Annotated in this window: 10 protein-coding genes; 3 read left to right on the forward strand and 7 right to left on the reverse strand. The window is 71.2% G+C overall.

What is annotated here, in order from left to right; all coding sequences use genetic code 11:
* Positions 1-73: 73 nt before the first annotated feature.
* Positions 74-556: a hypothetical protein gene (locus tag BUE44_RS24475; RefSeq protein ID WP_073501137.1), complete on the reverse strand. Its 483-nt coding sequence runs from the start codon at positions 554-556 to the stop codon at positions 74-76.
* A 204-nt stretch (positions 557-760) separates the two neighbouring features.
* Between BUE44_RS24475 and BUE44_RS24480 the strand changes: the two genes are divergently transcribed.
* The 3 genes from BUE44_RS24480 (at position 761) to BUE44_RS24490 (ending at position 4,860) form a co-directional block, all read left to right on the forward strand.
* Positions 761-1,372: a VOC family protein gene (locus BUE44_RS24480; protein WP_322940607.1), complete on the forward strand. Its 612-nt coding sequence runs from the start codon at positions 761-763 to the stop codon at positions 1,370-1,372.
* A gap of 202 nt (positions 1,373-1,574) precedes the next feature.
* Entirely contained in the window at positions 1,575-2,534 is a 960-nt protein-coding gene (locus BUE44_RS37150) for a hypothetical protein (RefSeq protein ID WP_079190036.1), read from the forward strand.
* Positions 2,535-2,820: 286 nt separating this feature from the next.
* On the forward strand, positions 2,821-4,860 hold the full coding sequence (locus BUE44_RS24490) for an alpha-L-fucosidase (RefSeq protein ID WP_235002408.1): 2,040 nt from the start codon (positions 2,821-2,823) through the stop codon (positions 4,858-4,860).
* A 62-nt stretch (positions 4,861-4,922) separates the two neighbouring features.
* Here the strand turns inward: BUE44_RS24490 and BUE44_RS24495 are convergent, their stop codons facing one another.
* The 6 genes from BUE44_RS24495 to BUE44_RS24520 form a co-directional block, all read right to left on the reverse strand.
* The gene (locus tag BUE44_RS24495) at positions 4,923-6,518 is read right to left on the reverse strand and encodes a purple acid phosphatase family protein (protein WP_073501140.1); all 1,596 of its coding nucleotides are present in this window, start codon (positions 6,516-6,518) and stop codon (positions 4,923-4,925) included.
* Between the two features lie 211 nt (positions 6,519-6,729).
* Positions 6,730-7,731, reverse strand: a complete 1,002-nt coding sequence (locus tag BUE44_RS24500) for an ABC transporter substrate-binding protein (protein ID WP_073501141.1) — start codon at positions 7,729-7,731, stop codon at positions 6,730-6,732.
* A 164-nt stretch (positions 7,732-7,895) separates the two neighbouring features.
* Positions 7,896-8,564 carry an ABC transporter permease gene (locus BUE44_RS24505; protein WP_073501142.1) on the reverse strand — a complete coding sequence of 223 codons (669 nt, stop codon included), beginning with the start codon at positions 8,562-8,564 and terminating at the stop codon, positions 7,896-7,898.
* Entirely contained in the window at positions 8,561-9,286 is a 726-nt protein-coding gene (locus BUE44_RS24510) for an ABC transporter permease (RefSeq protein ID WP_073501143.1), read from the reverse strand. Before BUE44_RS24510 ends, BUE44_RS24505 begins: the two co-directional genes overlap by 4 nt.
* Complete coding sequence (locus BUE44_RS24515; RefSeq protein ID WP_073501144.1) at positions 9,283-10,449, reverse strand: ABC transporter ATP-binding protein; 1,167 nt, start codon at positions 10,447-10,449, stop codon at positions 9,283-9,285. The genes BUE44_RS24510 and BUE44_RS24515 overlap by 4 nt, the downstream gene beginning before the upstream one ends.
* A gap of 159 nt (positions 10,450-10,608) precedes the next feature.
* Positions 10,609-10,957 (reverse strand): fascin domain-containing protein (locus tag BUE44_RS24520; protein ID WP_407640048.1); only part of this gene is annotated, 349 nt, incomplete at its 5' end.

The following is a 10,957-nucleotide window of genomic DNA, read 5'->3' on the forward strand; positions in this document are numbered from 1 at the left end:
CGCCGCCCGGACCGCGGGCGCGCCGGACGCTCTTCCCGCACCGCGGCCTCGTCGCGGCCGTGCCGGCCACGCGTCAGCCGGAGGCCGTCGCGTACATCCGGTCGAGCACCGCGGTCGTCACCGCCGCGTAGGCGAGGTGGGGGACGATGTCGGAGACCCAGTCCGACGCCGACCAGGTGCGCGGGTCGGTCACGCCCAGGAAGGTCATCGGCCCGTTCGTGCCGATCAGCGCCCCGACCGCGGCCACGACGTATTCGGGGGCCTTGGACGGGCGCCAGCCGGCGCTCCGGGCCAGGGCCAGCACCGCTCCCATGGCGAGGCCTGAGGCGAAACCGGTCAGCGGGGCGAGGCCCGCGACCCGGTTGTCCAGCTCCTCGCCCTCGCCGGGGATCCTCACGTGCAGTTTCGCCGCGAGTTTGCGCAAGCTCACCTCGGGCGTGCTGCTCGCGGGCCTGGCCCGCAGCGCCATGTCCGCGTAGCTGACGATGTTCAGCGCGGTCGTACCGGCGGCTCCGGCCGCGGCTCCGTACAGCAGCGGGCGCGTCACGCAGTTCATGGCTGTCCCTCCTGCCGTCAGCGCGGATCCGGGCGGGCCGGCGGCCCGCGGGCCCGCCCGGGGCACGCTGCAAGCCTCGCACCGCGGAAGGGACCTCGCACCCCATGCGGCCCGGTGGCGGCAGGCGGGCGGTCGCGCCCGCATGCGCCCGGCCTGATGCCTGCCTAGGGTGAGAAGGGACCGCGGGAGGCGCGAATCGTGGACATGAAACTCGAAGTAGTCGTGGTGCCGGTGTCCGACGTGGACCGCGCCAAGAACTTCTATACGGCGCTGGGCTGGCGCCTCGACGCCGACATCGCCCCCGACGAGAACTTCCGGGTCGTGCAGGTGACCCCCCCGGGCTCACCGGCGTCGGTCATCTTCGGCACCTCGGTGACGAACCAGCAGCCGGGCTCGGCGGAGGGCCTGCAACTCGTCGTCGCCGACATCGAGGCCGCCCACGGCGAGCTGAAGCGGCTGGGGGCCGACCCGAGCGACGTCTTCCACGACGCCGGCGGCGTCTTCCACCACGGCGGGACCGACGCCCGAGTGCCCGGCCCCGACCCCGGGCGGAACAGCTACGGCTCGTTCCTCTCCTTCGATGATCCGGACGGCAACGGCTGGATCCTGCAGGAGATCACCACCCGGCTCCCCGGGCGGGTGGACGCCGCGACCACGGAGTTCGCCTCGGCCGACGACCTGGCGGACGCGATGCGCCGGGCCGCAGCGGCGCACGGCGAGCACGAGGCCCGCACCGGCGCGGAGGATCCCGACTGGCCCGCCTGGTACGCGCGCTACATGGTGAACGAGCAGGCCGGCACCGAACTGCCCGCCTGAGTCGGCGCGGACCGGCCGGAAGGCCGCTGCCCGCCGACGAGGGCGATGCGTTGCCGGCGGGCAGGAGGGCTGGAGTGCCGGCGCGGGATTCGAAGTGCGCCCGACCGCCCGGCGCAGCAGGCTGGGGGCATGGAGCCCGGAGCAACCCGCAGCGCGGCCGCAGCCCCCACCGCGGCGGCCGCCGCCGGCCGGGGAGGCGGACGTGGCCGCGCGTAGAAGGTCCGCGGGCCGGTCCGGCGCAGCTCCGGACCTGGAAGCGGTCTGCGACGACCTCTACACCGGTGCTCCCGGCGACTTCGTCGCGCGCCGCGACGAGCAGGCCGGCGCCGCGAAGGCCGCCGGGGATCCCGGCACCGCCCGCGCGATCCGCGCACTGCGCAAACCGAGCCTGTCGGCCTGGGCCGCCAATCTGCTCGTCCGCCGGCGGCCCGAGGAGGCACGGCAGTTTCTCCAGCTGGGTGAAGCACTGCGTCGCGCGCACGACGAGCTGGACAGCGCGCAGATGCGTGAGCTCGGCTCCCAGCAGTGGCGCGTCATCTCGCAACTGGCACGGCAGGCGGCGGGACTGGCCCAGGAGGCCGGCCACCGCTTGAGCGACGCCGTCCAGCGGGAGGTCGAGTCCACGCTGCGGGCGGTCATCGCCGACCCCGAGGCGGCCGAGCAGTGGGCGCGCGGCCGGCTGAGCGGTGCCCTCACCCCGCCCACCGACCTCCCCGCGGCCGGCGCACGCTCCGCTCCCACCGAGCCCGCGCCGTCGAAACCGGCGCCGCCCCGGGCGGACCGCCACGACGAACTCGCCGAGCGGCGGCGCGAACGGCAACACCGGCTCGCCGAGGCCCGCGAAGCGGCGAAGACAGCCGAAGCAGGCCTGCGGGGAGCCCGCAAGGAAGCCGCTTCCGCCGCCGCGGCATCGGCCGAGGCGGAGGACCGGGTGGGACAGGCCGGAAGGGCCGTCGCCGAGGCGGAGGACCGGGTGGAGCAGGCCCGACGGGCCGTCGCCGTCGCCGAGGACCGGTTGCGGCAGGCCCGCGAGGCCCATGCCGAGGCCCGGACGAGCGCTCAGGAGGCCGAGGCCGGCCGGCGGGCGGCCGACGACGCGGTGGGCCGGGCCGAGCAGGTGCGACACGACGCCTCCGCTGCCGTCGAGCGACTCAGCCGGTGAGGTCGGCCCGCCACGCCCGCAGGAATGATCCGCCGACCGGACCCTGCGAGAGACCCGATCTCTACGTGCAGCAGCCATCGGAGTTCGGCTCACGGGTAGGGCAATAGCTCGCATCTTTGCCGCAGCCCTGGACACCGTTCGCGCCCTACTCTATAAATTCATCCGATGTACGCGCGTGACTGCCGAGTCCGGGCCCAGTGCGTCCGCGGCGCTCACCGGCCGGGTCCCCCACCCTCCCGCCCCTTCGCCCCCACACCGCAGGAGTCGCCCTGTGTCCTCTGTCCCCATGAGCCGACGGTCCCTCATCAAAGCCGCCGCACTGGCCGGCGGCACCGTGGCCTTCGGGCTGCCCCAGTTCCTGGACGCCGCGCCCGCCGCGGCGTACACCGTTCCCGCGAAGATGGACTGGTGGTATCAGGCCCGGTTCGGCATGTTCATCCACTTCGGGTCCTACTCCTACCTCGGCCACGGCGAGTGGGCCTTCACCAACGAGAACTGGGCCAAGGCGAACTACCAGACCCAGGTGTCCGCGCACTTCAATCCGACGTCCTTCAACGCCGCCACCACCGCCACGCTGGCCGCCAACGCCGGCATGAAATACCTGGTGATCACCGCCAAGCACCACGAGGGCTTCGCCATGTGGGACTCGGGCGTCCCCGGCTTCACCGACACCACCGGCACCAAGTCGTACAACCTGCACGACTACACCGCCTACCAGGGCGACCTGCTGGCGTCGCTCAAGACCGAGTGCGAGGCGCGGGGCGTCAAGTTCGGGCTCTACTACTCCATCCTGGACTGGAACCACCCCTCCCAGACCGACCGAGGGGGCCTCACCACAATGTCCTCGCTGAGCGCCCGCAGCGCCTACATCGCCGACATGAAGGCCCAGCTCCAGGAGCTGCTCGACCGCTACGACCCGGCTGTCCTGTGGTTCGACGGCGACTGGTTCGGCGAGCCCGCCGGCCCCACCCTGAACGACTGGTGGCTCCGCGCCGACGGCCTCGACCTCTACAACTGGCTGATCGCGCGCAAGCCCGGACTCGTCGTCAACGAGCGGGTCAAGCGCAACCTCGGCCTCGGCGACTTCATGTGCCCGGAGCAGACCGTGCCCGCGGCGCCGCTGTCCCGGCCCTGGGAGACCTGCGCCACCATGAACGGCGCCTGGGGTTACAACTCGGGGTCGGAGAATTCCTACCGGTCCGTGGCGGACATCGTCCGCGAACTGGTCACCGTCGTCTCCCGGGACGGCAACTACCTGCTCAACATCGGCCCGAAGGGCGACGGCACGGTCACCGCCGGGTCCGTGACCATCCTCCAGGGACTCGCCTCCTGGATGTCGACCTACGGCGACAGCGTCCACGGCACCACCGCGAGCCCCTACGCCACCGACCCCTCCTGGGGCAGGGCCACCAAGAAGGACGGCACGCTGTACGCCCACGTCTTCACCTGGCCCGCCGATGGCCGGCTCCAGATCCCGGCGCTCACCAACACCGTCAGCCGCGTCTATCTGATGAACAACCCGTCGGCCTCGCTGCCGTACACGGTCAGCGGCGGGCAGATCAACGTCACCGTGCCGACCGCCGCGCCCAACGCCGCCGACTCGGTGGTGTGCGTCGCGGTCACCGGCGTACCTTCCACCACCTCCAGCACGACGGTCTTCCAGGACACCGGCTACGCCGGCGGCCACGCCGTCCTGGCGCTGGGCGGCTACACCGCCGCCCAACTGTCCGCCGCGGGCAGCGGGCCGTCCCTCATCTCCTCGCTCCGGGTGCCCAGCGGCTACCAGGTCACGGGCTACTCCGGCGACAACTTCACCGGCACGGCGTGGGCCTTCACCGCGGACGCCCCTGACCTGCGGCAGACCGGCAACAACGACGCGATCGTCTCGCTGAAGGTGGCCTTCAACCCGTCCGCGTACTTCCGCCTGGTCAACGTCACGGACGGCCTCGCCCTGGACAGCGGCGGCAGCGTCCCCGCCGGGTCGAACCTCAAGCAGTGGACGCCGGTGGACAGCACCAACGTCCAATGGCAGGCGATCGACCTGGGCACCGGCTACTACCGGCTGGTCAACCGCACCAACGGCATGGCAGCCGACGGCGGGGGCACCACCACCTCCGGCGACCCGGCCCGCCAGTCCGCCTGGACGGGCAGCCCCAACCAGCAGTGGCAGATCACCGACCGCGGCGCGGGCCGCTACTCGGTCGCCAACCGCGCCACCGGCCTCGTACTCGACGGCGGCGGATCGGTCCCCTCCGGCTCGGTGTGCAAGCAGTGGCCCTGGCAGGACAGCCCCAACCTGCTCTGGACCTTCCAGCCGGTCGGCTGACCACTCGGGCCCGCCGCGGCGCCCGGCGGCCACGCAACGGGCGTGGCCGCCGGAGCGCGGGGTCAGCTGGTGCGGCGGGCGACCGTGAAGTGGTCGATGCGCTCGCCGGTCTCGGCGATCGCGGAGACCGTCAGGGTCGACTCGCGGCCCGGGCGGCCGGGCTGGACGTCGATCGAGACGAACGAGTAGCCGGTGTAGCGGACCCGCGACCAGGTGACGGTGTCCACCACGTGGGCGCCGCCCTTGGCGGAGTGCCAGGTGGTCACCGTGTCCACCGGGTGCTCGCTGCCCTCGAAGGTGTCGGGGGCCGGGAAGCTGTACAGGCTGCGGCCGGCGCCGCCCGCGGTGATGTAGACCGTGCCGTCGGTGGCCGGGCGGGTGGTCTCCCCGATCGGCACCGCGTGCGACACCTCACCCTTGCGGATCGCGTCGGTCCGCTCGTAGACGTGGTTGTGGCCGTTGATCACCAGGTCGACCTGGTATTTGTCGAAGATCGGCACCCACTCCGTCTGCACGCCGCCGTCGGAGGCGTGCGAGTTGGTGGTGGAGTACGCGCAGTGGTGGAAGAACACCACCAGGAAGTCGATGTCGTGGCGGCCGCGGTAGCCGGCCAGGGTGCGGTCCAGCCATGCGGTCTGCTTGCCGCCGGTGATCCCGTAGTTGGCGGGGATCTCGTACGACACGTCGTTCGCGTCGAGCGCGACGACCGCGGTGTTGCCGTAGACGAAGGAGTACGCGCCCGGCTGGTTCTTCGGGTCGTGGCCGTTGCCCGGCAGCGTCCAGCGGGCCTCCTGGCCGCCGTAGCCGTTGGGCGAGTACCAGGCCTCCATGTCGTGGTTGCCGGTGGTCACCATCCACGGCACGCGCGCCGAGACGGACTCGGTCTGCGCCAGGAAGGAGTCCCAGGTGCGCGCGTCGTAGTCCGCCGAGTCACTCTGCTGGCCGGACCCGTCGGGGTCGGCGTAGCAGATGTCGCCCGCGTGCAGGTGGAAGGCCGGGTTCTGGGCCAGGATCAGGGAGTCGTTGGCCAGCGCGTGGTAGCTGACACCCTGGTCGCCGAACGCGGTGAAGGTGAAGGGCTCGCTGTGCGCGGGCGCGGTGGTGAACGAGCCGATCGTCCCGAACGCGGCGGTGGTCGCCGGGTCGAAGCCCTCGTGGCCGACGCCGTAGTAGTACGTGGTGCCGGCGCGCAGGCCGTCGAGCCGCACGTGCAGGTAGTACTGGTCGACCGCCGGCAGCTTGCTGTTCAGCAGCTGCGGGGTGTGCAGGGCGCGCACCTCGGCCTCGATCCGGTGGCTGAGCGACCAGGGGGCCAGGCCGATCCGCACGAACGGCCGGCGGACCGCCAGCGGCACCTGCCAGGAGACGGTGAACTGTGACTTCGGGTCGGCTCCGAACTGGAGGTGCCGCCCGAACGGGGCGACCAGGGCACCGTCGACGTGGTGGTCGGTGGCCGGCCGGGTGAGCAGCGAGGGAGCGGGGCTCTGCGCCTGCGCGACCCCACCCAGCAGCCCGGAGGCGGCGACCGTGCCCGCGGTGGCCATCCCGCCGAGCACCACGCGCCTGCGGGTCACCTTGGAGCGCAGGTACTCGTGCTGTTCCGCCATGCTCATCTTCGCCGCGAGCCTGGCGGCAATACCCATCTGAGGTGTGTCCATGCGGTGCAATGTGGCAGCGTTCGGCAACCGCTGGGCGATCACCGGATGAACAGTCGACGGTGGTTCGCGCAGGACGAGAGGAAAGACCTGTTCAGGGCGCCCGGGGTGGGACGTGGGTGAGGCAATGGGGCACGTGGGCACCACGCGACCGGCCGCTGACACACCTGCCGGGCCGGTCCTCGCGGACCGGCCCGGCACATGAGGGCGGGGCTCAGCTCAGGCCGACCGACTTCAGCCAGGCCTGGGCGACGTCCAGCGGGTCCTTCTTCTGGTTCTGCACCTGGTTGTCCAGGTCGAGCAGTGTCTTGGTGTCGAGCTTCGCCGACACCGCGTTGAGCGCGGCCACGCCGGCGGCCGGCAGGCCCGCCTTGGAGACCAGGGGCTGGACGTTCGCGAAGCCGAACAGCTTCTTCGGGTCCTGCAGGACCACGAACTTCTCCCGTGCCACCGACGCGTCGGTGCTGAAGACGTCAGCGGCCTGGACGTTGTTGTTCTTCAGTGCCGCGACCGTCAGCGGACCGCCCGCGTCGAGCGGCTTGAACGACTTGGGGACCAGGCCGTACTCGGACTTCAGACCGACCAGGCCCTGCTGGCGGGTCTGGAACTCCGGGGAGCCGCCGACAACGATCTGCGAGCCGACCTTCGCCAGGTCCGCGATGGTGGACTGGGACGTCAGGTGGTATTTCGCGGCGGTCGCCGCGTTGATCGTGACCGAGTCCTTGTCCTCGGCCGCGGCGGGGTCGAGCATGGTCAGCTTCGGGTCCAGCTTCGCCTCGATCGCCGCCGTGGCGGCCTGCGCCGAGGTGGGCGCCGCGGACTTGTCGAGATAGGCGAGCAGCGAGCCGTTGAATTCCGGCAGGACGGTCACGGAGCCGTTCTTGAGCAGCCCGTAGCTGACCTCCCGGGTGCCGATGTTCGGCTGGTAGCTGACCTTGACGCCCTTGGCCTTGAGCGCCTCGCCGTAGACGTCCATGAGCAGGATGCTCTCGGCGAAGTTGTTGGAGCCGACGACCACGGTGCCGCCTGCCGCCGGCGCCGCCAGCGGGTCCTTGGGTTTGCTGCCGCCGCCGGAGGACGACGCGGACGGGTCCGACGAGGAGTCGGAGGAGGAGGAACAGCCCGCGAGCAGCGCCGCGGCCGTGGCGGCGGCGATCACGATCGCCGTCGCGCTGAGGTGTCGAGGGCCGGTGGTGCTCTTCGTGTGTGAGATCACGATTCCCGCTTCCGGGGCTGAGGGTTCGGATGGCGTCCAGTTGACATCGAAACGTCGGTTCCGTAGTTCAACTGATCCAATCCAGCGGGCTCAAACCGAGTCAAGGCCAGCATGGTCACCGATAGGTATCGATACACGGTGTTCACAAACCAGGCGTCCGCCGATCAACGGCCGCCCCGCACGCCCGGGGAGACGGTCAGCCGCTCGACCAGCCAGAACAGCGCGATCATGGCCAGCGCCAGACCCGCGATCAGCGTCGCACCGCCCACCACGATCTCGTAGTTGCGCTGGTAGAGCCCGTCGATGACGAACCGTCCGAGTCCGCCGAGCGAGACGGTCGCGGCGATGGCGGTGGTGGAGACGACCTGGATCGCCGCGGACCGCAGCCCGCTGAGGATCAGCGGCAGCGCGACGGGCAGTTCCACCTGGAAGAGCACCGCGACCGGCCCCATGCCCATCCCGCGGGCCGCGTCGACCGGCGACGGCTCGACGGTCCGCATCGCCTCGTAGGAGTTCACCAGGATCGGCGGTACGGCGAGTGCGACCAGCGGGATCATCACCGGGGTGAGCCCGATGCCCAGCCAGAAGAACATCAGCACCAGCAGCCCGTAACTCGGCAGTGCGCGGGCCGCGGTGGCGATCAGCGCCAGCGCGTTGCCGCCGCGGCCGGTGTGGCCGGTGACCAGGCCCACCGGCAGGGCGATGCCCGCCGCGATGCCCAGCGCCATGAACGAGTACTGCAGATGCTCCAGCGTCCGGTGTGGGATGCCGGACTGGCCGTGCCAGTGTGCGCTGTCCCGGAAGAAGTCGCTGATGAACTGGAAGATGCTCATACGGTGGTGTCCTCCAGGGCGGGCCGGGCCGTGGGCTCGACCGCCGCGGTGCGTGCCGCGCGGCGGGCCGCCCGGCCGCCGCGCGGCATCCACGGGGTCAGCGCCATCCGCAGCAGCACCAGCGCGATGTCCATCAGGACGGCGAGCACGGCCGTGGTGACCACCGAGTTCATCGCGAGGTTGGAGCGGTGGTAGAGGATGGCGTCCTGGAGCAGGTTGCCCAGCGCCCCCTGGTTGCCGATCAGCGCCCCGATGCTGACCAGCGAGATGCTGGACGCCACCGCGACCCGCAGCCCCGCGACGATCGCCGGCACCGCGATGGGCAACTGGACCTTGAGATAGCGCTGTACGGGTCCAAAGCCCATCGCGGTGGCCGCCGACATGGTCTCCTGCGGCACCGATCTGACGCCGTCCACGATGGACGGCACCAGCAGCACCAGGCTGTAGACGGTCAGCGGGATCATCACCGTGGTGCGGGTCGCCCCGGTGTAGTCGATGAGGAAGATGAAGAAGGCCAGCGACGGGATCGCGTACAGCACGGTGGTGACCCACAGCACCGGTGCGTACAGCCAGGAGAAGCGCACGCACAACTGGCCGAGCGGCAGCGCGATCGCCAGCCCGATCGCCACCGGTATCAGCGCCTCCTCGACGTGCAGGCCGATCAGGCCCAGGTAGGACGTCTGCAGGTCGCTGGGGATGTCGAAGAAGCCGGCGCCCCTCATGTGGCGGCCCCGGCCTTGGTGAAGTCGTCCCGGTCGGTGCCGCCGGCGCCCTCATGCCGTGCGTGCGCGCTGCGGATGGCGGCGCCGATCGTCTCCTGGGAGACCACCCCGACCGCCTTGCCCTCGCCGTCCACCGCGACCGCCCACCCGGTGGGGGAGAGCACCGCGCAGTCCAGCGCGTCCCGCAGCGACTCGCGCCCGGCCGCGAACGGCCGCCCGAAGGGCAGCAGCCGGCCCACCGCGACCTTGTCCGCGCCGCCCGCCGCGTCCTGCGCCGCCACCCAGCCGAGCGGCTTGCCCTCGGCGTCGGTGAGCAGCAGATACGGCGCCCCGGCCGCGGCGCTGCGCGCCACCTGCTCGGCGTCGGCGTCCACCGCGACGAGGGGGCCCTTGGACAGCTCCAGGCCGTCGGAGGAGAAGAACGACAGCCGCCTGATGCCGCGGTCGGTGCCGAGGAAGTCCTCGACGAAGGCGTCGGCGGGGGAGCTGAGCAGCTCGGTGGGCGGTGCGAACTGGGCCAGCCGGCCGCCGGTCCGCATCACCGCGATCATGTCGCCGATCCTGATGGCCTCGTCGATGTCATGCGTGACGAAGACGATCGTCTTGCCCAACTCCTGCTGGATGCGCAGCAGCTCGCCCTGCAGGCTCTTGCGGACGATCGGGTCGACCGCCGAGAACGGCTCGTCCATCAGCAGCACCGGCGGATCGGCGGCCAGCGCCCTGGCCACCCCGACGCGCTGCTGCTGCCCGCCGGAGAGCTGGTACGGGTAGCGCCTGGCCAGCGCCTCGTCCAGACCGACACGCGCCATCAACTCCCTGGCGCGGTCGCGGGCCCTGCGGCGGTCCCAGCCGAGCATCCGCGGCACGGTCGCGATGTTGTCCACGATGGTCCGGTGCTGGAAGAGGCCGGCATTCTGGATGACGTATCCCATCGACCGGCGCAGCGCGTTGACCGGCTGCCCGGTGATGTCCGAGCCGTCCAGCAGGATGCGGCCCGACGTCGGCTCGACCATCCGGTTGATCATGCGCAAAGTGGTGGTCTTCCCGCATCCCGACGGCCCTACCAGCACGGTGATCGAGCCGTCCGGTATCTCCAGCGACAGGTCGTCGACCGCTGTCGTGCCGTCCGGGTATCGCTTCGTAACTGACTCTATCTGTATCAAAGTGCCGAGTACCCCTCGGGATCGGGCATGGACGGCCTGTCTCCGGTCACCTTCGTACAGGCCGGTGCCAGGAGAGTTTAGACCGCGGCCGCCGCGCGCGGTCAGGGCGTCATTCCGGCGGCGGCGCCGCCCGTCTGCCAGGTCGCCTCAAGAGGGGTGTCAGCTGGTGATGAGGTCGAATTGCTCCCATCCGCCGATGGTGGGTCGGTTGGCGATGAGGGGGGAGGCGCCGGCGTTTTCTGCGGTGACGTATTGGTTGTTGATCTGGGCTTTGAGGCTGATGGTGCCGTTGGTGTTGTGGATGAGTTGGAAGGTTTCCCAGGCGCCGGGGGTGGTGCGGTTGGCGATGAGGGGGGAGGTGCCGGCGTTGTCGGCGCAGACGAGGAGGTTGTTGGCGTGGGCGCGGAGGGCGATGGTGCCGTTGCCCTGGTCGAGGAGGTCGAACTGTTCCCAGGGGCCGATGGCGGTGCGGTTGGCGATGAGGGGGGAGGTGCCGGCGTTGTCGGCG

Origin of the sequence: Actinacidiphila paucisporea, from assembly GCF_900142575.1 — a bacterium.
Taxonomy (GTDB): domain Bacteria; phylum Actinomycetota; class Actinomycetes; order Streptomycetales; family Streptomycetaceae; genus Actinacidiphila; species Actinacidiphila paucisporea.

What these genes read in the sequence shown, in the direction of transcription:
- BUE44_RS24475 (WP_073501137.1), bottom strand. Translation starts at nt 556, where the DNA reads ATGAACTGCGTGACGCGCCCGCTGCTGTACGGAGCCGCGGCCGGAGCC.
- BUE44_RS24480 (WP_322940607.1), top strand. Translation starts at nt 761, where the DNA reads ATGAAACTCGAAGTAGTCGTGGTGCCGGTGTCCGACGTGGACCGCGCC.
- BUE44_RS24490 (WP_235002408.1), top strand. Translation starts at nt 2,821, where the DNA reads ATGAGCCGACGGTCCCTCATCAAAGCCGCCGCACTGGCCGGCGGCACC.
- BUE44_RS24495 (WP_073501140.1), bottom strand. Translation starts at nt 6,518, where the DNA reads ATGGACACACCTCAGATGGGTATTGCCGCCAGGCTCGCGGCGAAGATG.
- BUE44_RS24505 (WP_073501142.1), bottom strand. Translation starts at nt 8,564, where the DNA reads ATGAGCATCTTCCAGTTCATCAGCGACTTCTTCCGGGACAGCGCACAC.
- BUE44_RS24510 (WP_073501143.1), bottom strand. Translation starts at nt 9,286, where the DNA reads ATGAGGGGCGCCGGCTTCTTCGACATCCCCAGCGACCTGCAGACGTCC.